The organism is Polynucleobacter sp. MWH-Aus1W21, assembly GCF_018687275.1.
Taxonomy (GTDB): Bacteria; Pseudomonadota; Gammaproteobacteria; order Burkholderiales; family Burkholderiaceae; genus Polynucleobacter.
This window is the reverse complement of sequence record NZ_CP061287.1, coordinates 879,899-903,512: the sequence shown is the minus strand read 5'-3', so window position 1 is coordinate 903,512 and position 23,614 is coordinate 879,899. Positions and strand designations below refer to the sequence as shown.

Genomic DNA, 23,614 nt, shown 5'->3' with positions numbered 1-23,614 from the left:
CTAGCGGTTATCTTCCCTACTGCTAGCGTTTCTTGGCTCCTTTGGGTTCTAACTGCCCTTCATTCGCCTTGCCTACTTGTAGTTCTTGAACAGTTGCCTTTTCATTCATCAGGCCTTCCACGATCTCCATAAGGCGATCACCATCATCCTCACCAAAGACCTTAGCTACGACTTCATGTCCGTACTTGGCACATAAGCGGTCATACTCTTGCTTGGGAGTAATGGTAGTTTTGGTGGCACGCTCAAACACCGTGACGTTCTCGCGGCCAAACAGGTTGCGCAATATGTTAGTCTCATATGGCGGTACATACACATGGATGGTCGTGAATGCATCCCTGCGTACCACGGCCTCCACTTCCTTAATTTGGAAGTCGCTATGTATCAGTTCTTTATGGTTCATATTGATCTTCCTTATTGAATAGCCAATACCGCATGGGCATTAGCTCTTGATATGGATAAGGCGCAGCGCAGGTTGACCATGGCGTACATAGCCAAAGTATCATGCGGGCGAATTGGGGCAACGATGTCCAAATCATCATCACGTAGCTTCATAAAGCGCGTGTTAAGGAAATAGCAGCGCTTACTCCACTCCACAGTGCGATTGGCCATAGCATCAAGCTCATCGAACTGGGGATCCCAGATGATTTCTACACCCTTGAAGGCAAGGCCAGTGTTCACGCCTGCACCCACACCAGCATCGATGTATTTGGTTTCGCCTGATGCCGAAATTTGAGTCACTGTCACCTGTTTGCGATAGGTATCAATGAACTTGCCACCCGCAATAATGAAATCAGGGCTGCCACCATGCTTAATGCATTGACGCCATGCGGTCTCCATCTCTCCGACCAAGTTACCTGGCGTAGTTGATGTGATGTCTTTGACTGCGTAGTTGCGCCAGTAACTTGCTTTGGCTCGATCAATGCCGCCTACCGTGCCAGCATCTGGGGCTAGACTCACTAGACTATCTAAGCCAACCAAGGCATCTGCGCCGTGCGAGCCGTCGCGGTGTAGTTCTAGGTCCAGCTTATTGAGGAATCCCTCTCTAAGAACTTCTAATTGCTCATCAAGCAAGTTAATGAGTTGTACTCGCTCGTTGTATTCCAACTGAAATCCTCGCGCCCCACCCTCGCGTACTTTGATGCCATTACTAAAGAGCCGGTCATAGTCGATATAGAGGCCATCTACCGCTCTGCGCCATGGGAATGATGCTTGCTCAGTCGTATTGCGTTTATTGAACTTGACTGTCTCTTCTCCAAAGGCCCAAGAGAAGTTGCTGCCATGCTCTTTACGAATGTTCTCAACGACATTCTGCTTTGCGCCTAAAAGGCTTTTACGCCCTTCCATGAGCTTTTTGAGAAAAGGCCTCTCTACAGCAATCTGATCAACTGGTAGATTGCGCAAGTACTCATCCAAAGATACTTTGGCTAACTCTTGCAAGTCTGTATTTGAAATTGGCATATGCCACCCCTATCAATATATTTATCTGTTCGTAAATTAGTTGGCTTCATTCCAATTGATAGAGCGTGAACCTATCAATTGCTACGCTGCTAGTCGCGACCCTAGCTTTAACGCGGTGGCATGAAGCACTGAGATCAATTATTGGGGCGGCAGATCTGGGTAAGGGATATTTGTGGGGTTTTTGTTGGGTAGCTTGATGTACTCGCTATTGGTCTTTATGCCCAATGTGTCATTGCGCCACCTTGGGCATAAAAGAGCGTTTCTTTGGCCGTGGCCGTCAAGGGTTCGCAAGCCTCCCCTTTGGGGTGCCCTTGACGGAATTTATTCCGCGAGAGAAAAACGATTGGCCGTTGTTGCGCAACGCTCTTCAATCAATGAAACAATTTGAGCAAGAATTGGATGACCCCAGCCCTTAGCCTCAAACTGAACTTGCAACTCTTTTGCCAAATTAGGCAGCTCACCAGCAATCTCCAGCACTCTTCTTTTTAACTGGGGTGCTCCCAACTGGGCCGCTTCAGCCATTTGCACCCAATGGCGTGCATGCAATTCATCAAAGCGGTATTTGCTGCCAATCTTCATTGCCATGCTATCGCTGAGGTCTGGATATACTGCTGTTGATAACACATCATAAAGTGGCGCCAATTGAATTCCACTTTGACTGTAAAGCAATGAAAAGTTTTTTGCGTGAGCATCATTGTTACCCACCAAGCAATTAAAAATGATGTGGTCCAATAATCGCAAAAGATTGGGGGCGCTTGGAGTAGTCACCTTGCGTACCAATGCAAATCCATCAGCAATGGTTGGCCCACCCTCATTTTGGTACTTAAGCTCAGGCGCTATGCCCAATGCCTGACAAAAATCCTCTTGATGCAATCTCGTTAATTGTCCATTGCCATCAAGAATACGGTCGTAACGCTCCACCAACAAATACGTTTTATCTTTTATTTTGCCAATCTTGGCAGTGGCGGCATCTAGCTTTAATTGCCCAGCTAGAGCAAGACAAAACGCTTCGTTATAGACACTGCCATCAACGCCTGATATCTCTGGTTTGAGAATGTATGAACTCGGGATATTGTTCTTTGGAAGACCAATTTCAAAATGGCTCAGACCATCTTTACCAAACACTTCTCTAGCAACAACTGGCAACTTCTCTTGAGCCCCGGCAAGCGATAGCCTGAGGCCGGATTCTCCAGCAAGCAATGGTCGCTTAGGTAACTTCTCCAGCACTGCAAGCAATTGATCTTCCTCTAACCACTCTATAGAGTCACTTGCATGCGCTTCTGCCGGCGGTGTTTGACCAGGCTCCAACAAAATCAATGCCCCCGCGCACTCACCCCCAATGCCATCTAACAATGCGAAATCATTTTTACTCGATACTTTTAAGATGTTCGCTACTGCAGCACGTTTATCGCCCTCAGGCAATAAGCCGGCGAAAAAGGGTTTTGCAATCTTGTCACCAAATGGCTCAGCGCGTAATGGCAAGGATTGAGAGAGTGGCTTAGCGTTTTTTGATTTCAGCCATTCAGGCAGATACTGAAAAGATAGATAGCCTTCATCTTGAGTTAGCACCCCTACGCACTCACCAAAAAACCAGACGTTTAATTCTCTAACCATTAGCGCACCTCATCTTGTTTATTACCAATGAAAGGGTCCATGCCCTCCACGCTTAGTACGCCGCCCAAGGCTTGCAAAACTCTCAGAATATTTTCTAATCTAAGAGTGGATTTACCTGCCTCTAATTCAACAATGAACCTCACCCCTACATTGGCAGCTAGCGCCAATTGAGGTTGAGTTAATTTCAGGCGCTTGCGAGTCTCACGCACTAAGCGACCTAAATCTAGAGAGTTTTGAATTTGTGTGCTCATAAATATTTCCTGATCGGGAAATTTTACTATAATTTGCCCATTTTTTCAACATAATTTCCTGATCGGGAAATTATGTTGCTTTATTGCTCATATTATAGGCATATATTCCCGATCGGGAAATATTATTTTAAGCAATTAATACAGAACTACAAGAATGCCGCCCTCTCCAGCCCTAAAGAGAATATGCATAATTGTTGACAATAACTGCAGTTATTTGCAGTTTTGTTGACATTCTGATCCTATTTAGCCTGAAATATGCATTTTTATTGACATGCCACCAATAGAAGGTGACATGTCAAAATACCCTAAATACCCATATTGCCTAAATGCTGAGCAATCCGGTCTATCGGATTTTCAGAGCTAGCTAACGGCGCCCCTAATGTTGAAGTTCGCGCCCGAATGGGTTGAGGACTATGGGTTGCTATGGGCTTGACACCTCCAAAACTAGGCTCCGGCCTTCCTATCGCCTCATAGATAGACTCAATCATAGTTTGCCACTGCTCAGGTTGATTGTTTTGTACAAAGACCTGCATGTAAAACGGATCTGACATGTATTTGTTAAAACAGATTGCCTTATCAATATGGTCAATTTCATCTGAGCGAGTATTTAAGAACTTGAGCATTTGCAGCTTTGCTTCTGAGACCAATTGGGATGGTTTTTTCTGGCTCTCGGCCATAGTCATCACATTACCTACTAGCTTGCTTTCGATCTCATACTTTCGAATAGCATCTTGCAAGCTAACAACGGTAACTTGCAAATCTTCAATCTGCTTTTCTAGATCACGCTTCTCATTGATGATTTTTTGCATGCGCTCACACCCACGCTTTGATTTGATATCACCCAGCACTTCTTTAGCAAGCTGATTGCTAGTTTCAGGGTTCAAATCCGTAGGTCCGGGGTTCAATACCCGATTAATAAAGTCTTTTGCGCTTTCAGTGTGGATGGGTGGCTGTGAGAGCGCTTCTACCGCAACCGCAGCAGGTGCAGGCAACAACTCCCCAAGATCGTAAGCCTGTTGTGCCGGGGCCTCCTCTTTTGCAGATATAGCAGCGGGCACATTGACCTCGCCCTTGATTGGCGAGAAGATTGGCTCAGCTTCAGCCTCATCCAATTCTTCGCCTTCCTCAATATCTTCGGAAATCTGAGAAAGAGAAGCGCTGGGACCGGATGCCTTGCTCAGATTATCAAGCAAGCTAGTTGCCTGACTTTTGGGCTCAGCATTTTGTAACTTTAGCTTTTCAGCCTCTTGGTCTTTAGCTAATTTAGCAGCCGCTTGCTCAGCAAATCTTCTTTCTGCTTCTTCAGTCGCTAGCTTTTGAGCTTTTGCTCTTTCAGCCAATTTAAGTTCGCGCTCTTTTAAGGCTTTTAACCTTCTTGCGTGGGCTTCAGCGGCGCGCTTATCTTCAGCCTCCTTCTCCAGGCGCTCCTTTTCCTTTTTTGCCTCCCTATCTTGTGCTCGCTGAATAGAGCCACCATTAGTCATTACCTCTGATTTAAGGCTTTTTACCTCATCTGCTACCTGCGTCATTACCTATCTCCTCTTTTAATAATTCACCCTCTTGTACTTGCCTATGCCGTCTTTCTGAAAATAGATTGATTCCCAAGTTGGGGTCGACATAACCCTCCGCTTGTTTTTCTACATTCGGTATAAATAGATTTGAATCGATGCGATCGTCATACCGCAAGAGAGTCTCCCGTAGGAGATTACGGATATGCTCGTAATCCATTCCCCTAGCTTGTAGGTTTTGGATTTGAGTGGACAGATTCGAAATCATTGGCAGGACTTTGAGCCAGCCTTCTTTTTCCTCTATGCCATCTGGTGCACCAGTTGTCCCCGCTCTAATTCTCAGATCAACCATGTCAAAGATTCGATCTTTGGTTAGTGTTGGCCAGTCATAGGTTTTTTCTTTGACCATGGTGAGCTTGCCATCAACCATTGTTGTTCTGGTGATTGGCGCGCCCATATATCGCTCTACTTGCTCTGCTGTGAGCTCTTGCAATAAAACCTGGGCACTGTATTGCGCTATCTCTTGTAGCCAATCCTCTATCTGGTCTTTGAATTCAAATACACGCCCTGATAAGGCTCTTTGTAAGATGTTGGCTTCGGTAGCTGTCTTGGGTCTTACTACAGTGGAACGTGCCGCATCTTGCAGTCCGGTGACTTGCTCCCAGTCATATCGCACTGCACTGGTGTCATAAACGATGGGGTCAATCTTGGGGTGGCCTCTAGGAATGATGACTTGGTTTAGAGGCTTGCCTTCAGTATCGACAATGGTGATCTCACCAAATCTTGAATCTGAGTGTTTCTTAATGGTCTTTTCGTTGATATCGGCTGATGCCACCCAACCAGGTATACACAGGTCTCGATGTTGATTGAATCGATCTCTCGCTTCGTTATGCTCATCCTGAAGGCGTTCGGTCAAATCAACTAGACTTGGGCCAACAAACTGACCATCAACCACTTGGTATGGCAATAAAAAGAATGGATACCAGCGCTCTCCTGCTCTAGGCGGTGAATACGGTTCACGTAGCCACTCCGTCGCGCCCTCTACCATCGTATACACACGCTGGGTGGCTCTGTCCCAGATCTCTAGTACTGCAATTTGCTGATCATCAGTCACCAAACCTGAACCTGCATTCATTTGCATTGAAGCTAGGCGCTTGGCTTTCTTATGGGATGGTTCGCCTTGGCCTGGTTGGTAGATCTTGGCATTGGCTAGATTCTTCTTGTAGAGCGCTTCTGCTTGGCCGCGTTTCATAGGAATGATTTGGCAGATCCAATCGGCATCGGTATAGTCCCAGAACTCGCAGATAGATGGATCAATGAGAAGGTTTTCCGTAAGGACTCTATCAATTACCAAGCCTTCAGTGGATTGGACTTCGGTTTGCTCTTGGAGTGACTTGATGAGCTCTTCTAGCTCTGCTCTCTTGGCATCATGATGATGAGCCTGGTTATTGTCATTAAGGTCATTCTCCAAATCATGAATCGCCAGGAGATTTTCTTGGGCATCATTAATGCGACCTTGAATATGTGAATCCTTGCTGGGGTCTCGCTGATACATCACCTTCAGAATTCCGAAGCTACAGGTCAGTGCTGCTCTTACAGTGGACTTGGCTCGATTCTTGAGCTGGGCATGTTCTAGCGCTCTATTGGTGACTTTCTCCAGTGTTTTACAGAAGAGCTTGATATCTGCAACACTGTGCGCCTGAGAAATAGAGATCTCTGGGTTGCGTGCATAGACGTTAGGTAATACCGCGGAGATAGTGCCGTGAATGAGGTTTGCCCTAAGACTGTAGAAGTCTTTACCAGTGGGGTCGGCATTCCAGTTAAAGCCAGCTACGGTATTGCGGTTATGCCTGACGCGCTTATGAAAGGTTGCCCAATGAGTGCGCGCATGTGTGATGCGGGCAGTCCATTTTTGTTGAAGGGCTTGGGAGTTTTGGGGCACATACTATTTATAGAAGAATATTGAATATGTAATGGAGATTTCAAGAATAAAAAAGGGGCATGAAGCCCCTTTTTAGCACTGATTAAAAATTAATCTAATGAGATTTTTGCGGTATTGATAACGCCAGACCACTTGTTAACTTCATTCTGCATAAATGCATCGAATTCCTCTGGGGTTGAGGCTACAACTTGGGCACCGCTTTCCTGTAGTTTATTTTTTATCTCTGGGGTTGTAAGCGCAGCAACAAACTCTTTATTAAGAAGGTTAATAATATTTTTTGGGGTGCCTTTCGGAACCAAAACTCCAAACCAAGCGACGGCTTCAATTTTTGGATATCCAGACTCCAGCATTGTTGGAATACTAGGCAACACAGGGGAGCGGGTCTTTGAGGTAACAGCAAGAGCCTTTAGCTTTCCACTCTTTATATGCGGGCCAACAGCAACGATGTTATCAAACATTAAATCTACTGAACCACCCATTAAATCAACATGCGCTGGGGGACTGCCCTTATAGGGAACATGTGTTATGTCAACATTAGCATACTGTTTAAACATTTCACCTGCTAACTGATGGCTTGTGCCAGTACCAGACGAGGCAAAGTTAACCTTACCCGGATTGTTTTTTGCATATTCAACCAACTCAGCAACTGTGTTTACCTTTAGAGCAGGTGGAACCACTAAAACTAGTGGCATCGTTGTCATCAGCGTAATGCCACTAAAGTCATTTATAGGGTCAAAATTAAGTTTTTTGTAAACAAGCTTTGAAATTGGGAGCGCTGCTGTTCCAATTGTCATCACATATCCATCAGCTGGAGATTTTGCTCCAATCTCCGTACCGAGATTACCGCCAGCTCCCGGCTTATTTTCAACTATGATTGGCTGTCCTACTGCCTGACTTACCTTATCAGCAACCATTCTGGAAATTTGATCAGAGGCTTGTCCAGGAGGATAGGGAACAATAATCTTTAATGGTTTGCTGGGGAATGTTTGTGCGTGCGATAAAGTGAAAAACATGAGCGCACTTAATAAGGCCACAAGCTTTTTTGAGTACATTTATCTCTCCTTGTTATTCTTAAAGCGTTTTACTAATGTAATTTCGGCCCCATTAATATGGTCGCCAATCAGATCTACCGCTTCTTGGATCTTTCCTTGTCTAATTTTCTGCACTAGCCTTCGGTGATCCTGATTACCTGTTTCAGCCCAAATATCGTTTTGTAAAGTTTGTAGCCGATACATCGTAATTAATTGATGCATGGCTCTATATTGATCCAGGAGACGATCATTTTTTAAAGCATCCATAAAGCATGAATGAAATTGTTCATTTGCTCTCGCTAAATCATCAATATCTTTTCTTTTAAGAGCATCATCACCATCATCGCAATATCGCTCCATCTTCCCTAGAATCGAGGAGAGTTTTTTATCGTCAAATAGTCTCCTGATAGCCTCTTTTTCGATAATGCTGCGTATGTCATACACCTCATGAATATCCTTGGGGGTTGGAGAGATGATCCTCATCTTCCTTCCTGGACTTACACCAACCAATCCATCATTAATGAGTAAACGAACAGCCTCTCGAACAGGAGTCCGACTAACTTGAAATTCATCAGCCAGCTCATTTTCAGATAGCATTGCGCCAGGCAGTAAGTACCCCTTAAGAATCCTTTCTCGAACAGGTTTATACACCTTCAACCATAAAGGCTCGAAGGTACTGAATGAGATCTCATTCATCTTCATTATTTGTAACCGTCGCCTAAGAACACTTTCTGCTTGATTAACTGCTGCTGTAATTTCTTGATATCTATATCTGCAGCATTGATGCCTGCAGAGCTAGCCATTGCCGCTGCAGTCCCCGCAGCTTCGCCCATTACCAGACATGGCGCCATATTTCTGGTTGCTCCATGAGCAACGTGAGTTGCCGAAACACACCTACCGGCCACAACCATATTATCTAGCTCATTGGGAAGCATTGAGCGATAAGGAATATCGAAGCTTCCATCGCCGCCAATTTGATGGAAGATTGCTTGGCTACTATCAGGTGCATGAATGTCCACTGGGAAGCATACTTGACCAATAGTATCTTCAAATTTATGGCCTTCAAGAACATCCTCATCAGTCAGCTGATACCTACCATGAATATTTCTTGATTCCCTAACACCAGGAATTGCCGCCGGAACCATATAACTTCCAGCAAAGCCGGGTATATGCTCTTTCATAAAATTACCTATCTTGTAGCACTGAGCAGTCAGATCTGCTGTGGCTTTTGAGAGTGCAACTGGATCTGTTCCGTCGACATCTAACACTGCAGAGGTGTTGACGTTTATTTGATCTGGCCATACTGTATTAAAAAATACATTTCTACCTTTGTTCGGAAATATTCCTTGGCTAATCACAATGTCGTCCCATTTCGCAAATGAGCCATTAAAGTAAACCGGAATAGGCTCGCCGCCCTCTGGGCGAACCGCCATGGCCGGGTCAACCTCGCCCATCTCTTTGGCAATAGCTCTTGTATCTACATTATGAAAATGCAGGATCATAGAAATAGGCTGCATTCTTTTCTTTGGACCATCACCAAACCTAAATGGAACATTCAACATTGCTGCAACATCACCATCACCTGATGCTTCAATAATATTTTTTGCCACTAGTTTATGGAGTCCGCCTTTTGCCGCAAAGGTTAATTCGGTGACTTTTTTATTTTCAGCTTTTGCGCTTACGACAGTTGCACCATATATTACTTGTACGCCAGCATCAGCGAGCATTTGAGTTGTTTTAATTCTGAAATAATTGCCATCAACCGGTGTTACGGCACTAGCAAAACCCTTATATGGAATATGTCCTACAGCACCACCCATTTTGATCAACTCATCGACTATTTCTTGCGCCAATCCAAATACAACCTGCCGACCAAATTTATTAACGAAATTGTGCAGGCATAAGCCTGTAGTTGCGTTGCCACCAACAAATGGGCGAGGTTCCAAAAGAATTACTTTTGCACCATTTCTGGCAGCAGCAATACCTGCAGCGACGCCAGTAACACCACCCCCAACCACTACTACATCACAATTAAAGTCCATTTTTAGCCTCATTTGCTGGTTAACTTGTATACAAGTATACTAATATTAGACACTAATGCAAGGGCAAAATAATTTTTTTGTATTGTCTTTTTCGCTGATATGCAATCTATAGTTTTAGATTGATGTTTTAAATAGGGCTTGAAAAAATTAACTGATATTGATTGATGAATATGATTCCACTTCCAGCAGGTATCCGGTCTAGAGTTCTTAAGGGCATCAATAATGGGGCTTTTCACATACTGGAGGCTGGAGCGCAGTCGGCAGATAGTAATAATCTTGTTTTGTTGATTCATGGATTTCCAGAGTTAGCCTACAGTTGGCGCAAGATAATGTTACCTCTAGCTGCAGAGGGATATCACGTCATAGCTCCAGATATAAGGGGCTATGGGCGCAGCTCAAATACCGACGTTCAATATTCTGATGATTTGCGGCCTTTTAGTACTCTAAATAAAATTCAAGATATGCTGGCTCTAGTAGCATCACTAGGTTACAGAACCGTTCGAGCGGTCATTGGTCATGACCAGGGTGCAACGCTAGCTGGCTGGTGCGCTCTTTCACGTCCAGATATTTTTAAATCGGTTGCCTTAATGAGCTCGCCATTTCGAGGGGCTCCTGCCGCCCTACCATTTAACACAACTAATGTTCAGGCTGCCCCCATAAAGCAAAGCCAGATTACTGAAGAGCTTGCCATGCTGAGCCCACCCAGAAAATACTATCAACACTATTTTGCGACTGAAGCCGCGAATAACGATATGTGGCAAGCAGAGCAAGGACTCAAAAAATTTCTAAGGGCGTATTACCACATGAAAAGCGCAGACTGGTCTGAAAATGCGCCTTTTAAGTTAAAAGATTTGCTTGCCAGCGAGTGGGAAAAATTACCTCGTTATTACGTAATGGATCTAGATAAAGGTATGGCAGAAACAGTTTTGCCAGCGATGCCGTCTACACAAGAAATTAAATCTTGCCAATGGTTACCAGATCATGAGCTCGATTTTTATATAAGCGAATATAGTCGCACTGGGTTTCAAGGTGGTCTGCAAGGCTACAGGAATAATCCTTATGACAAAGACCTGGCCATCTTCGCAGGTAGAAAGATTGAAGTACCTTCGACTTTCATTGGCGGCGAGAAGGATTGGGGCATCTACCAAACTCCGGGGGGGCTTGAAACTCTAGAAAATGAATTGTGCACCCATTACCAGGGGACTCATCTCATAAAAAATGCAGGTCATTGGGTTCAGCAAGAGCAACCTGAGGAAACTAGCAAACTCTTAATCGAATTTATTACCAAAAACTAGAGGGTCTATAAATCGCTTAAGCAAGGATGGCCCTTATATCTCGTAAACAAACGGTATTTGCCTACTCATTGCTCATTAAGCCAATACCAAATGTAGCATGAGAGATAAGACTTTCATGCTTTACCTAAAAGTTAGAAGCTAGTAATCTATTACTCAAAGTTCAAACATAACTATTCATAAAATAATAAATAGGGATAAAAGATGCTTCGGATTCAATTCAAAAACTGTATTAAACATTTTCTTGTAATAACCTCCCTTTGCACTGCAAGTTTATCTTTTTCTCAAACTACAGATGCCTACCCAAAGGGGGCAATTAAGATTGTTGTCCCCTACTCTGCTGGGGCGGTTACCGATGCTCTTGGTCGTATCATTGCTCAGGGGCTGAGCGAAAGTTTTGGAGTCAGCGTCATAGTTGAAAACAAAGTAGGCGCTGGCGGCACAATAGGTACTGAGCAAGTCGCCTTCTCTCAGCCCGATGGCTACACCTTACTTTTAGGGGCGACTGGTCCTGTCTCTGTTGGTAAAGCGCTGTATCCGCAGCTTCGCTATGATCCTGCAAAAGACTTAACCCCTCTAGCTGTTATCACACGAGTACCATTTGTAGTTGTAGTGCATCCTGATCAGCCCTATAAAAATCTTACAGACCTCATTAATGCTGCCAAAGCAAAACCAAATTCAATAGCCTATGGATCAGCAGGAAATGGAACTCCCCAACATATTATTGGCGAAATGTTTAAGCAATCTGCCAATGTTCAGCTAGTGCACGTGCCATATAAAGGGTCTGCCCCAGCAACCAGCGACTTACTTGGCAACCAAGTTCCGCTGATGTTTGATAATCCAGGACCCCTGATGCAACATATTCGCACTGGTAAATTACGCGCTCTAGCTCAAACAGGTGATCGCCGTTCAGCTGCTTTACCTGATACGCCTACTATGCGCGAAGCAGGGGTGGCTGGTCTAGTTGCAGCGCCCTGGTATGGAATTATGGGTCCCGGTAATATGCCTCCAGCAATTGCTGAAAAACTCAATAAAGAAATCAATTCCGTTCTACGCCGCCCTGATGTTGTAACGCGGATGCAGGAAATGGGATTAATTGCAACGCCAATGTCATTAGCAGAAGTAAAGCAGTTTTTAACTAATGAAGCCAAAGTTTGGGGTGATGCCACACGCAAGTCAAATGCCACGATTGATTAAAAATGCCTCATATCACAATTGAATCCCCATCAGCTCTTACAAAACAGATTAATTGGAATAAATTTTTCCAAAAAGTACACGTCAGGTTGTCAAATGAAGGTTATGGGCGCTTAGATGACTTTAAAAGTCGGGTTATAAACTTAGAGTGCTGGCAAGTTGCTGATAAAAACGCAGATGCACTCTTCTTGTTTGCCACACTTGAAACAATGAATCCGCGAACCCCTGAAATGATTAGAGCAATGGGAGTTGTAATAACGGAGGAGCTAGAGATCATTGCGAATAAAGTTGCTAATGGTCGCTGGCTACAGGTCTGCGTTAGAGTTCGCGGTACTCCAATTGAAGATTATTTTAAGCTTCATATTAACGCTCCAAATCTGAAGGCTGGAAACTTTAAGGTCGGGGAATCCCTTTAGTCATTTACATCTTACGCAACATTATTCGGCAGACCTGCGCGCTCTCATAACACCATACCTAGTCGCATCCCACGCGTGATCTTCTGCATCTGTGTCCACATCCTCTGGATTTAATGAATCTGGTGGTAGCTGAGGGATGGTTCTTAGCCAATGCTTGCAAGTTGAGAAGATCTTGAGCCTGTCTTCAGCTAACAGCCGGATAATTTCTTGAGCACCGTTTACTCTGCTTCTAGGGGCGTTATAGGCCTCGGTCCATTTCACCCCCTTGTCTCTGAAGATTTGCCCTATGGATCGCTCTGCGCCGATCTTGGAGAAGATAGATGGGTCTGCTAGGTTCATGCGGTATTCATAGCCAAGGCGTTGATCATGAATTTCTATCTTCTTGATCTTATCTGCCACTACTGTTGCATCTTCTCTGGTGCCAGTATTTTCTTTATCTCCATAGCCATAAAGCTCCCTCCATAGGTAATAGACTCCGTCATTAGATAAGGCAAACCAATAGATGGCATATGGCCTGGCATACCCCCAGTCCATCGAGCGCCATACCTTCCACGTTGGCGGAATAGCAAATGGCTCTACAACGTGTTTAGAAGGCTGCCATACGCCTTCCAAGAAACTTCCCACATAGATATCCCAATCTCCCTCTAACCATGCTCTGCGTCTGTTTGGATCGCTTAGAGACTCAAGACTCATCAGGTAGTTAGGGTCGTTTTTTAGGAGATGGGTGTTCTCATAGATCGTGGAATGAATTCTCACCCTAGGCAGTACGCCTTCTTGCCTAATAATTTGTCCCGCCGGTACCGACCCAATCTGAAATCGCTCCTTTACCGATGCATGTCCTATTCCGAAGGGGTTGCAGGTTGCTCGCACCATCCTTGGCATTCCGGGGTGGGATGACCTGCAAGTGGAATGCATTGCTTCGTAGAAAGACAGGTTGCGCCAGTTTGTTAGTTCTTCGAAGCCTAGCCAAGGGTATTCATGGCCGTGATAGTTCCAGTAGTCATCCTCATTGGCCCCATAGCGAAAGTACAGCATCTCTCCAGTAGGCCATTTCCAAACATAGTCTGATTCGTTGAACTTGGCTCCCGGGAAAATTTGATAGAACCAGCGCTTACTCTTGGCCACCACATCTGCTAGCTGAGGGTAAGTTAGACGAAAGAGTGTGCCGCGCCAATGATCTCCAAAGCCTCTACCTACATGCTGGGCATAACTCATGAGCAAGGTATCGGTCTTTCCTCCCCCTCGCGTACCTTCGAGCAATACTTCATATACAGGACAAGTCAGAAATAAGGTCTGGCTACCGGGCAATGGTGCCCAGACGGTTTTCATTGGCTAGTGTTTTGGCTGGGCGACTTGCTCCCACTCATCAATGCTCATAGCGCTTGGCACGACAAGAACTCCACTTTGTAGGGGTGCTCCGTCTTTACCGGTGTGCTCAATTGCCGATAAGCGAGGATGTACATAAGGCGCTGCGTGTCTGGCGATAGTGGCAGCCATGTTTAGCAGCTTGATACGATTCTCGGTGATCATGGTGTCATGACCATCATCATGTTCTTTGGGGCAATCACCATGGTCATGATGGTCACGCATGCAATTACCCGCCTCTTTGTAGAGTTCCATCATGGTATTCATCATGACCTCCAGAGGCGAGATGCCCTTAGCAGCGGCTATCTCTGCGATCTCACGGGTACGCTTAGTTAGGCTACCCTCCTTACGGCCAGCTCCAGACCTTGCCCCTCCCTTACTTTTGCTTGGCACCGATTTCTTTGATTTCTTTTGATTGTTTTCAATCATGATGTTTTGATCAACCGTAAAAGATGGGGTTGCAATGCAACTGAATCCCCAATAGGTTCATCAAACTCGATGATGATTCTTTGGAATAGGTCATGGCGGCTTTGAGCTCCACGATGCTTGACCACCGTGCCTACGCGACCACTTGGGGTCTTCACCTTTGACCCTATCGGAAAGTCTTCCATGTCTAGGCGATCAATGACGCCCGCAATGGGTTGATTACTTTGCATTGAGAGCCTCCTGGCGCTTACGTAGTTCAGCAAAGATTCGAGTTTTGAAGGTATCGTAGTTCTCTGCCCCTTGAGCCCTCATGTCAAGTTCCCTGCCCTTGGCATCTATGCCCTCATTCGTTTTCCACCAAGCGTCTTCATCCGCTTGGGCGGTTTCCAACTTTTTGCGCGTGCCCTTGAGAATGGCTAAGACATAACCGGCGTTGATTGGCGTTGGGTTTGAGACTTTCATGCGGGTTTCCTTAGCTTTGGTGATGGCATCTGCCACCTCAGCCTCCGTTACCCCCAGATTGACAATATCCCGTATGCGGTAGTCGTCTAATGCAATAGCTCTGCCCTCCTTGCTGATCATGGCTGCAAAGCATTTATATTTTTCGTTGCGCTCATGAGAATCTTTTTCCTCTTGCGCGGGTATGGGTGGTCCTTGGGAAATTTTTTCCTTTTTACCCACATTGTTTTGTTTGCCTGGTGTATGGAGATTGGTTACTGGTGACTGGTGTTTGGTGTCTGGTGAGCAATGCGTTCGCATTGCGGTCGCAATGCGAACGCATGCATTGTTGGATGGATTTTCCGTTGGGGGCTCAGCATTTGGATATGACTGCCACCTGCCTTCTGCACTCCGCCTGGCTTTGAGCTGCTTGTCTTTAAACCGCGCTATTTCATGATCGCAACGCTCCTGTCGCCAACCTTCATCAGTGAGGGTAAAAAATTCATTAAGGACCGAGACCACTGCATTTTTTTCTTCTTTTGATCGCGCATTGATTAATCTTTGCACGAGCTTCACATCCATTGGCAATGGTTTTTCTGTGGCGTAGTACTTTCGAATGAGTCGGCTATAGGTTGCGTCTTCAATAAAGGTGAGATGCGCCGTTGCTTCTGCGTAGTCTCCAATGTGATGCTCGTAGTAATTCATCTAATACGGTCTCCGTGTAGTTCTTTTTATTTCATGCAATGTGTTTTGCAAAAGATGAATCTAACAATCGGAAAGCGTATCGTCAAACGCGTTTTTTCTGTATTTTTCTTTAATTTATTTATCTAACAAATGTCTGTAATCTTTATTTGAGAAATTCACAGTGAGTAATTTATTTTTCTGAAGTGTTTATTGATCTACACATGTCCACCACCCTCTTAGACTTATCAGAAAATACTGACAAGGCTGTAGCCATTTATTTATATTGCCTCTGTCATTTCTATGACTAAATATTTTTTTGTAATCAAAAATTAATTTGTGTTTACAAAGTGGGTATTGACATTTGATTGACCATCAATATTTCATTGACTACATTGCAGTTCAGCAGCGCACAAAATGATTCATAACAAAACGCAATAGGAGATGAAAGTTAATGGTGGCATTTCGTTTGTATAGCCTGTATCGATCTTATGGATACACAAAAATGAGTTCTGCAAAGATGGCATTGCAGGTTTATCGTAAAAACTTAAAACGCGCTCGCTAAGGAGATTGCGATGAGTCACTCCAACCCTCAGATCCCGCCAATTACTTTAATGAGAATTCCGCAAATTTTGCAGGTGATGCCAGTATCAAAATCCAAGTTTTGGCTAATGGTACAAAAAGGTGAATTTCCTAAGCCAATCAAAATTGGAAGGTCGTCGTTTTGGACAATTGAACAGGTGCAAGCTTACCTTCGAGAAAGAATGGGTCAATCCACTAATTGAAACATGGGCATCTCCTGAGCTTATGCTATCTATCCTACGGAAAACTCAGGAGATGACTATGCATGCAGTGAATTTATTTAAGCCACTCAGTGTTGAGGTCTTTAACGACAACCACCCCCTAGATGAGAGCGCTTGGATTCCAATTGGGAATTATGAATATCTAGTAGATGCTATTGATGCTTGCAGGAAAGTAATAGATTGGGTCTTATGTAAACCACGATATTCATCACTCACAGGGAATGCCTTGATTCTGGAGTACTTAAATTATGGTCCGGTCCCATACATTCGAGGGGCTAATAATCTGGATGCCTTTAATCCGTATGAATACGTCGAAAGCAAAGCCAGGCTAGTCCGGCAATAGCACTACAGAAATACTCTAGATCTTGGTCTTTAAATAGCGGACAACAGTCTCCCAATCTGGGAATTCAGAGGTGGCAAAGTGAATATGCTCACCCTTGAATCGATCTACCCCATTCTTAAGGCGATCATCTACCAAGAAATCTCCATCATTCAGATTCTTATGGTGACTTAGGATTAAGCGTTTATATGCTGGCTTACCCAGATAGTCTTTTACCCATAGCAGCTTATCTGACCAAGCGCTAGGATTACCCCAGGGTGCGGTTGAAAGAATGTACGTGTCGAACATGGTAGCCAGCTCTTCATAGGCGGCAATTGCCCCAGGAATGGGGTCCATCAAATAGAAGATACCCGGGACTTCATCTAGGCGCCCCTCATACTCATCTTGAATATGCTCCGGCGTTCTTGCTATGCCCGAGGGAAAATCAACCAGGACGTTATCCATATCTATGTAGAGTGTTTTCATATGTTCACTTAATTTATATTCGCTTTAGATCAACCCATACCCTCAATAAAGGTATCAATAAACTTAGCAATGGCATCCCCAACTCTATTGAGCGTTGATTTGCGCTCCAAAATCTTTGGCTTTTGCTCCAACACTTCAATTAACTCTTCAGACCTCGGGGCTTGATTTGTAAACTCATAGCTATCAAGCAATTTTTGGAGCTTTTCACCATCAATCTTTTCAGACTGGCATAGCGCCTCAAAGGCTGCTTTCTTTTGTTTAGCCCAAAACACATCGAACTCTTCCGAAACTCCGTCCGGAGAGAGGCCACTGAGGCTTTCTTCGATAAATTGCTCAATCAGAGCTCTCTTAGAGCGCAATTGAATCTCACCCGATAGATAGTCATCAATTTGCTTCTTGATCCGCTCACCTTTTTTACCCTTACCGCCATTCTTTAGCCATTCTGTTAATAACAGAATGATGTAGGCGACGTTGATTTGATCGCGATGAATCAGAACAATTTCAAAGTCCACATCATTCAGAATGGAGTCTTTTTCCTTGGCATTCTCATGCTTTACACGCTCGTAGATATCGAGGTACTTTGACTTGTAATCCTCGAAGCCCTGCTCTGAAAGCGCCAGATCCTTCTCTTTATAGTCAGTGAACGTCGTTAGGACATTCTTAAGCTTTAAGAGCTCTCTAAATCGGGTTACGAACAATAACTGCTCATTCTCATCCTGCAAATCATCAACCGACGAAACAGTCGGAGTTAGAGCAAGTAGTGCCTCAACTGCCAAGTTGTATTTTTCAACATAATTCTCATAGGGCTCTAGAAGCACTGTTTCTCTAGCATCCTTATTGGAGAATAAGGCAATTGCTTCGTCGGTCTTTTCCTTCAGGTTTCTAAAGCAAATAATATTGCCCTGAGATTTTTTGTCGTTGAGAATTCGATTGGTTCTAGAAAATGCCTGAATGAGTCCGTGATATTTCAGGTTTTTATCAATGTAGAGCGTATTCAATCTAGGGCTGTCAAACCCAGTCAAGAACATATTAACCACCAATAGGATGTCTACCTGACCCTGACGTACTCGCTTAGCGATATCTTTGTAGTAGTTGTAATAGTCCTGGCTATCTTTAGTCGAGAACTTAGTACCAAACATCTCGTTATAGTCATTGATGTATTGGTCTAACTTATCCCTGCTATAGATGGCCTTTTCTGGAGGCACACCATCATCCTCGGGAATGACCCCGCCAGTACCATCAGCCTCTGGATTAGCCTCATTCTGCTGGTAGCTAAATATGGTTGCAATACGAAGATCAGATCCCGTTTCAGCAATCTTCTTCTTAAATAGATCGTAATAACGAATCAGAGAATCTACGCTATCCACGCAGAACATTGCAGTGAAGTCTGGATGCTTGGTCTTCTGGCGATGATGTTCAATGATGTAATCGGTAATCTTGTAGAGACGGTCATCAGCCTCCATCAATTCTTTGGTATCTATCGACTCAACATCGATATCCAGATGGCTGCCGGATTCTTTTTTCTTGTATCGCCCTACATACTCAACAGAAAAACGGAGGACATTCTCATCCCTGATTGCATCGACAATGAGGTATTTGTGCAAGCAAGTACCGAATAAGTCGGCTGTGGTTTGTTTGCGTCCACCGTGAGAAGAAGCGTTTTCCTCAAGAATAGGGGTTCCCGTAAAGCCAAACATTTGGCAGTTATTAAAGTACTGCTTAATGTTTTTATGATTGTCACCAAACTGGCTACGGTGACACTCATCAAAGATAAAAACAACCCTCTTATCCTTTAGGCCATCCATCTTGATGGAGTGCCTATCACGGGTGATTGCGTTATTGAGCTTCTGAATGGTGGTGAGAACAATCTTGGAGGTTGGATCATTCAGCTTTTTAACTAACTCCGAGGTATTTGGTGCGCTATCGACCGAACCCTCTTCGAAGTGATTGAACTCCCTCTCCGTTTGATAATCCAAGTCTTTTCTATCTACGACAAAGACCACCTTATCCACCTCAGGCAACTCAGCAATAATTTGACTGGCCTTAAAAGAGGTCAAGGTCTTTCCAGAGCCCGTTGTATGCCAGATATAGGCATTGGACTTGCTGAGCTTAGCCTTTTCAATTAAGGCCTCCACTGCGTAATACTGATAAGGGCGCATTACCAATAGCAACTTATCAACAGTCAAAACCATGTAGCGAGAAATCATCTTTGCTATATGGCAGGGCTTTAAGAATTCAGCGCTAAATTCATGTAGGTCAGAAATGCGCTTGTTATCCTTAGAAGACCAAAAGAAGGTTTGCTTGAAGGTGAATTCTTTAATGTTCTTATTATTTGAGAAATACTTGGTATTGACACCATTGCTAATGACAAAGAGCTGTACATACTGAAACAAGCCATAGCCGGCATCATAAGATTCATGCTTATAGCGAATGATTTGATCAAATGCGACCTTCAAATCCATTCCGCGCCGCTTAAGTTCAATCTGCACCAACGGCAAGCCATTGATCAGAATGGTGACGTCATAGCGGTTCTTGCGCTTACCTTCTGCAGATACCTGATTGGTGACCTGGAATTCGTTTTGACACCAGTCGACATGATTTAGGAAGGTGATCCAGATAACATCGCCGTTATCTCGCTTTAATGCAAACTTATCCCTAAGAATTTCTGCGCGGTCAAAGACGTTTCCGGTGTTTAGCCTATTGAGAATTTGCTCGTATTCTTTATCGGTAAAGCGAAGATTAGCAATATGGTGCGTGTATTCGTTATGGCGCTCAAGCTGGCGCCTCAAGTTAGCCAACATAGCTGATTCATCAAGAATCTCTACGCGGGAATACTCCATAGACTGAAGTTGTTTGATGAGCGCTTCTTCTAGCGCGGCTTCAGATTGGATTGCCATTATCCATCTCCAAAAATTCATCTAACTGCTCTTTATATTGATAAAAATCTAAGTCAAATAATGCTTTACTAAATAGCACGTCTCTATACATCAACTTAATTTGAGGGTTAGCATCATCAAGAAACTGATTAAATGCTTCATTTTCTTCGTATCTAATTTCATTTTTAATGAAGCCTCCCTGCATCACCCCCTTTAACATATGAATGCATATTACCTCTGTCATCTCAATTGCTAAGGTTGCTAAATTAGGATCCGCAGACCACTCTTTTGGGTACAGCCTTCCGTGAGAAATATCGCCTGTTTGATTCCTGATTTCACTTAATTTATGTGTAAAAGTGGCGAATACCTCTATAAGTTGATTGTCATACGAATCAATCACATCTGATAAGGCGCTGTTGGCTTCCTTTACTGTTTTGCGTGCGTCATTATTCTTATAATGGTTTTCGGGGTAACCTTTAATGTCGGTTGTTATTAACTTAGACAATGCCTCCAAAAGAGATTTGCAAGCCTCAATTGAGACATCTGGATATGTTTTTTTATTACCCTCTATATGAACAATGTAGACTAGCAAGTTCTTGTAGTGAGGGGCTACCTCGCCAAAAGTATCAATGAGCGTTTTGAAACGTTCCATCAAACAAACATCTGCTGAAGCAGACCCTTTTTGTATTGTTTCATTAAGGACAATTGATAAGTTAATTCCTCTAATTTTTTGTCAATACTAGTCAGAAAAGATGCGATTTTTTCTTGCTCATCTATAGAGGGCAGTTTAAGTGGCATCTCATTAAACATTGGCAGTCTTAAAGATTTAACTGTTGAGCCAACAGCTTTTGAGAGAAAGTAATTTCTATAATAATCAATATGAAAGTAAATATACTTACCAATGGAATTTTTAAAATCTTTTATTGCATACGCACGCTGATGAAGGTCAAACTTCCCAACAAAATATTTTGGAATAAAGGCTTGCCCCTCACCACCAACAATAATGGCCTCGCAATCAAAAAGATACTTATTACTAGTTCGAATGTCTTCTGACCTATCAAAAAATGTGAACTGCCCAATAAGGCTAGAATCCACTCTATTAGAAGATCCGGTAGTTGAATGGGCAATATCCCCAAGTTTTACATCTTTCCATTTCCGAAATTCCTTTCCATCCTTATCTTTAAATCGAATATCCTGATTAAAGATTTTCTGCATTACCCCTTTTTTATATTGAACAAGAAGCTTGTGCTTTTTGGTGAGATTTTCTATCTTTAAGTCAATAGCACACAGGAATGAGGCGATTTTTTCCTGCTCCTTAACATCCGAAGGAATTGTTACCAGCTGTTTATGTACATCATTCCTATTAAGGGTTGGGACTCCAGAGCCAGTGCCAAATCGCGATAAGTTAAAGTTTGAATAAAGATAATAAATAAATTTAGGATTATTGCCAAAAAAATTCGTCACCCACAAAGAAGTATTGTGAGGCCAAAAGTTTTCTTCAATATAGTGAACGTTTCCAATTGTTCCAGACCGTCCAGTAACAACACCTGGCCCAGCAACTTTAAATTCATTATGCTTTCTTATTGCCCCATTAGAAAATACAACAGGGTACTCCCCTTCAGCAATTTTGGATGCAACCAAATCAAACCCACGCTGCAATGGGGCCACACTCTCAATTGCTAATGTTTTGTATGCTGGGAAGCCTTTAAACCTCAACTTCGGCACACTCATCACTTGCCACCATTACTGAAAGGTGGCTCAATACCAAGCTCTTTGCAGAATCCCACAATTTCCTCGTCAATACTTGCAGATTCTTTGTCTAAATCAATAAGTTGAACCGATATTGCATTCAAATCAATTTCTTCTTCTGCCTCAAAGCTATCTACGTATCTAGGGATGTTTAGATTCCAGTCGTTTTTTTTGATCTGCTCAATAGTGGCTATGGCGCTATATTTATCCTCTGCTATACGTGCTTTATAGGTCTGAACAATCTTGGTAATGTGCTGGGAGCGCATTACATTAGTTGTTTTGACTTTTTCAAATTGCTTGCTGGCGTCAATGAAAAGAATATTGTCATTCTTCTTGCGGCATTTACGCATCACTAAGATGCAGGTTGGAATACCGGTGCCGAAGAAAATATTTGACGGGAGTCCAATAACAGCATCTAAGCAGTTCATCTTTTCGATGAGATATTGCCGAATGTGACCCTCTGCGCCCCCGCGGAATAAAACGCCATGGGGAAGAACAACTGCCATGGTGCCTTCTTCTGATAAGTGATAAACCATATGCTGCACAAAGGCTAGGTCAGCTTTGCTGCTTGGCGCTAGCTTGCCGTATGAGCTAAAGCGGTCGTCACTCATAAACATCGGATTGGCAGACCATTGAGTTGAAAATGGTGGGTTAGCCACGATCGCATCAAACTTCATTTCTCGGTGCTGAGGTTTTTCAAGCGTGTCTTCATTCTTGATGTCGAACTTACTAAAGTGCACGTCATGCAAAATCATGTTCATGCGAGCCAAGTTATAGGTTGTTGGGTTTCTTTCTTGACCGTAAATGTGGCCAACAAACTCTGCTTGTCGTTTTACGCGCAGCAGAAGTGAACCAGAACCACAGGTTGGGTCATAGACGTTTCGCAGCTTAAGATTGTTCAGAGTTACTAGCTCAGCAAGCAGCTGAGAGACTGGCTGTGGCGTATAAAACTCTCCTGCTTTTTTACCTGCTCCACTGGCAAATTCGCCAATGAGGTACTCGTAGGCATCACCCAATACGTCTGCAGTAGCATCACGCAACTGGAAGTTGATCTTGTTTAGGTGAACCAATACTTTGGTGATAAGTTCGTTTTTTTCATCCTCTGATTTACCCAGCTTGGCTGAAGTAAGGTCAATATCGTCGAATAGATGCTCAAACTCTTCAGCGCTATCAGTACCTAAGGTACTTTGTTCTATGTTCTTGAGAACCCTAGTTAAGTCGCCAAGAATAAAAGTATCTGAGCCTAGCTCCCCATTTCCTTTTTTGGCCAAATGATCAAACATTTCACTAGGCGAGAGGTAATACCCCAACTCCTCTTTACAGGCATCCTCTATTGCCTCTAGATATCTTTTGCCTTCAGCTGACTTCTCATCTAGATTTTCAAATGTCAGCCCCTCACCTTCTAGCTGGTCATTGGCAAAGTTGGCAATTTTTTCAGAGAGGTACTTATAAAAAATAAATCCTAGGATGTAATCCCGGAAGTCGTCTGCAGACATCTTGCCCCTTAATGTATTGGCAATATTCCATAGCTGTTGCTGTAACTGACGACGCTGTTCTTCTGACATCTATTTCCCTTAATTTTGGGCTTTAAACTCCGGATAAATGAATCCTCTAAACACTATTACTAGTACTAATAATGATATTTTTAAGTTTAACTGAGCCCCAGCCATTCTCAACTTGGTATTAAGCTGCGGACACAAGGAATTGATACGCTTTATTTTGA

22 protein-coding genes are annotated in these 23,614 nt (G+C 43.6%); 4 read left to right on the top strand and 18 right to left on the bottom strand.

Translation table 11 applies throughout. The features are described from left to right. Positions 1–22 precede the first annotated feature (22 nt). The 9 genes from ICW03_RS04695 to ICW03_RS04655 all read right to left on the bottom strand — a co-directional run bounded on the left by ICW03_RS04695 (position 23) and on the right by ICW03_RS04655 (position 9,846). Positions 23–355 (bottom strand): hypothetical protein, encoded by a 333-nt coding sequence (locus ICW03_RS04695; RefSeq protein WP_215349594.1) that lies wholly within the window; start codon positions 353–355, stop codon positions 23–25. A gap of 56 nt (positions 356–411) precedes the next feature. After that, positions 412–1,458, bottom strand: coding sequence for a phage major capsid protein (locus ICW03_RS04690; RefSeq protein ID WP_215349593.1), 1,047 nt, complete (start codon positions 1,456–1,458; stop codon positions 412–414). A 321-nt stretch (positions 1,459–1,779) separates the two neighbouring features. Further along, positions 1,780–3,072, bottom strand: a complete 1,293-nt coding sequence (locus ICW03_RS04685) for a type II toxin-antitoxin system HipA family toxin (protein ID WP_215349591.1) — start codon at positions 3,070–3,072, stop codon at positions 1,780–1,782. Then, the gene (locus ICW03_RS04680) at positions 3,072–3,323 is read right to left on the bottom strand and encodes a type II toxin-antitoxin system Y4mF family antitoxin (RefSeq protein WP_215349589.1); all 252 of its coding nucleotides are present in this window, start codon (positions 3,321–3,323) and stop codon (positions 3,072–3,074) included. The genes ICW03_RS04685 and ICW03_RS04680 overlap by 1 nt, the downstream gene beginning before the upstream one ends. Before the next feature lie 305 nt (positions 3,324–3,628). Continuing rightward, positions 3,629–4,852 carry a hypothetical protein gene (locus tag ICW03_RS04675; RefSeq protein WP_215349586.1) on the bottom strand — a complete coding sequence of 408 codons (1,224 nt, stop codon included), beginning with the start codon at positions 4,850–4,852 and terminating at the stop codon, positions 3,629–3,631. Then, entirely contained in the window at positions 4,833–6,773 is a 1,941-nt protein-coding gene (locus ICW03_RS04670) for a hypothetical protein (protein ID WP_215349583.1), read from the bottom strand. Before ICW03_RS04670 ends, ICW03_RS04675 begins: the two co-directional genes overlap by 20 nt. 89 nt (positions 6,774–6,862) lie before the next feature. After that, positions 6,863–7,825: a tripartite tricarboxylate transporter substrate binding protein gene (locus ICW03_RS04665; protein WP_215349580.1), complete on the bottom strand. Its 963-nt coding sequence runs from the start codon at positions 7,823–7,825 to the stop codon at positions 6,863–6,865. Then, complete coding sequence (locus tag ICW03_RS04660; RefSeq protein WP_215349578.1) at positions 7,826–8,500, bottom strand: GntR family transcriptional regulator; 675 nt, start codon at positions 8,498–8,500, stop codon at positions 7,826–7,828. It abuts the gene before it with no gap. Positions 8,501–8,505: 5 nt separating this feature from the next. Next, positions 8,506–9,846, bottom strand: a complete 1,341-nt coding sequence (locus tag ICW03_RS04655) for an FAD-dependent oxidoreductase (RefSeq protein ID WP_215349576.1) — start codon at positions 9,844–9,846, stop codon at positions 8,506–8,508. A 164-nt stretch (positions 9,847–10,010) separates the two neighbouring features. Between ICW03_RS04655 and ICW03_RS04650 the strand changes: the two genes are divergently transcribed. The 3 genes from ICW03_RS04650 to ICW03_RS04640 all read left to right on the top strand — a co-directional run bounded on the left by ICW03_RS04650 (position 10,011) and on the right by ICW03_RS04640 (position 12,748). Then, positions 10,011–11,141 carry an alpha/beta hydrolase gene (locus tag ICW03_RS04650; RefSeq protein ID WP_215349574.1) on the top strand — a complete coding sequence of 377 codons (1,131 nt, stop codon included), beginning with the start codon at positions 10,011–10,013 and terminating at the stop codon, positions 11,139–11,141. 201 nt (positions 11,142–11,342) lie between these two features. Beyond that, a complete protein-coding gene (locus tag ICW03_RS04645) occupies positions 11,343–12,335 on the top strand; it encodes a tripartite tricarboxylate transporter substrate binding protein (protein WP_215349571.1) in 993 nt (330 codons plus the stop codon). A 2-nt stretch (positions 12,336–12,337) separates the two neighbouring features. Then, the gene (locus ICW03_RS04640; protein ID WP_215349568.1) at positions 12,338–12,748 is read left to right on the top strand and encodes a hypothetical protein; all 411 of its coding nucleotides are present in this window, start codon (positions 12,338–12,340) and stop codon (positions 12,746–12,748) included. Positions 12,749–12,769: 21 nt separating this feature from the next. Here the strand turns inward: ICW03_RS04640 and ICW03_RS04635 are convergent, their stop codons facing one another. From ICW03_RS04635 to ICW03_RS04620, 4 genes are read right to left on the bottom strand one after another with little or no spacing between them, the layout of a single operon-like run. After that, positions 12,770–14,077, bottom strand: a complete 1,308-nt coding sequence (locus ICW03_RS04635; protein WP_215349565.1) for a terminase family protein — start codon at positions 14,075–14,077, stop codon at positions 12,770–12,772. 3 nt (positions 14,078–14,080) lie between these two features. Then, on the bottom strand, positions 14,081–14,542 hold the full coding sequence (locus ICW03_RS04630) for a hypothetical protein (RefSeq protein WP_215349563.1): 462 nt from the start codon (positions 14,540–14,542) through the stop codon (positions 14,081–14,083). Further along, complete coding sequence (locus tag ICW03_RS04625) at positions 14,539–14,769, bottom strand: hypothetical protein (protein ID WP_215349560.1); 231 nt, start codon at positions 14,767–14,769, stop codon at positions 14,539–14,541. The genes ICW03_RS04630 and ICW03_RS04625 overlap by 4 nt, the downstream gene beginning before the upstream one ends. Then, complete coding sequence (locus ICW03_RS04620) at positions 14,759–15,682, bottom strand: YdaU family protein (protein ID WP_215349557.1); 924 nt, start codon at positions 15,680–15,682, stop codon at positions 14,759–14,761. Before ICW03_RS04620 ends, ICW03_RS04625 begins: the two co-directional genes overlap by 11 nt. A gap of 551 nt (positions 15,683–16,233) precedes the next feature. On the opposite strand from ICW03_RS04620, the gene ICW03_RS04615 reads away from it, so the two are divergent. Further along, complete coding sequence (locus ICW03_RS04615) at positions 16,234–16,443, top strand: AlpA family transcriptional regulator (RefSeq protein ID WP_215349554.1); 210 nt, start codon at positions 16,234–16,236, stop codon at positions 16,441–16,443. A 376-nt stretch (positions 16,444–16,819) separates the two neighbouring features. Here ICW03_RS04615 and ICW03_RS04610 read toward each other — a convergent pair whose 3' ends face one another. Genes ICW03_RS04610 through ICW03_RS04590 form a run of 5 tightly spaced genes read right to left on the bottom strand, consistent with a single transcriptional unit; the run spans position 16,820 to position 23,456 of the window. Further along, entirely contained in the window at positions 16,820–17,266 is a 447-nt protein-coding gene (locus ICW03_RS04610) for a hypothetical protein (RefSeq protein ID WP_215349551.1), read from the bottom strand. Positions 17,267–17,295: 29 nt separating this feature from the next. Next, positions 17,296–20,163 carry a type I restriction endonuclease subunit R gene (locus tag ICW03_RS04605; RefSeq protein WP_215349549.1) on the bottom strand — a complete coding sequence of 956 codons (2,868 nt, stop codon included), beginning with the start codon at positions 20,161–20,163 and terminating at the stop codon, positions 17,296–17,298. Next, complete coding sequence (locus ICW03_RS04600) at positions 20,147–20,794, bottom strand: hypothetical protein (RefSeq protein ID WP_215349547.1); 648 nt, start codon at positions 20,792–20,794, stop codon at positions 20,147–20,149. The genes ICW03_RS04605 and ICW03_RS04600 overlap by 17 nt, the downstream gene beginning before the upstream one ends. Beyond that, positions 20,794–21,873 carry a restriction endonuclease subunit S gene (locus tag ICW03_RS04595; protein WP_215349544.1) on the bottom strand — a complete coding sequence of 360 codons (1,080 nt, stop codon included), beginning with the start codon at positions 21,871–21,873 and terminating at the stop codon, positions 20,794–20,796. Before ICW03_RS04595 ends, ICW03_RS04600 begins: the two co-directional genes overlap by 1 nt. Then, the gene (locus ICW03_RS04590) at positions 21,873–23,456 is read right to left on the bottom strand and encodes a type I restriction-modification system subunit M (RefSeq protein WP_215349541.1); all 1,584 of its coding nucleotides are present in this window, start codon (positions 23,454–23,456) and stop codon (positions 21,873–21,875) included. Before ICW03_RS04590 ends, ICW03_RS04595 begins: the two co-directional genes overlap by 1 nt. Positions 23,457–23,614 lie beyond the last annotated feature (158 nt).